This window comes from Pseudomonas sp. 86_A, assembly GCF_017491705.1.
GTDB lineage: Bacteria > Pseudomonadota > Gammaproteobacteria > Pseudomonadales > Pseudomonadaceae > Aquipseudomonas > Aquipseudomonas koreensis.
Genome location: NZ_JAFGYS010000136.1, coordinates 1 through 466 on the forward strand (window position 1 = coordinate 1; position 466 = coordinate 466).

Annotated in this window: 1 protein-coding gene; it reads right to left on the minus strand. The window is 66.3% G+C overall.

Translation table 11 applies throughout. The annotated features are described in order from the left end of the window. Nucleotides 1-179: class II glutamine amidotransferase (locus J5M57_RS29175; protein ID WP_347709679.1), on the minus strand; the 179-nt coding region annotated here is incomplete at its 3' end. Between the last annotated feature and the right edge of the window lie 287 nt (nucleotides 180-466).

Genomic DNA, 466 nt, shown 5'->3' on the forward strand with positions numbered 1-466 from the left:
CGCTTGACCATCTCGGCGATGGGCGACGTCGACGACGACTGCTGGTCGATGAAGAGGCGACAGGCCTTGTCATCGAAGAACGCGATGCCCCAGCCGTCGGCATGATGATCGGTGAGCCCGCCGCGGGCCGCGAAGCCGGTAAACGAGAACGTCACGTCCGTCGGTTCGGCGCAGTTCATTCCGAAGAGTTGTCACATATCGCGGGTGCGGCTGAGGCTGGCGGGTGAGTACACCGGACGGTAACCGGTACAATGTCGGCTTCAAGCATATCACCGAGCCCTAAGCGGCAAAAGGCGAAAACCGCGCGCGAGCGTTTCCGTGTTGCGGTTTGCCGTCAGTCGGGCGGCGCCGCGCGCGGCCGGCGCGCCGCGCATCGCGCCTCGCCGCGCGCCATTCCCACGACACCATGAATGCTTCCGTTCCCGCCTCGCTGACCCTCGCCCGCCCCGACGACTGGCACCTGCAC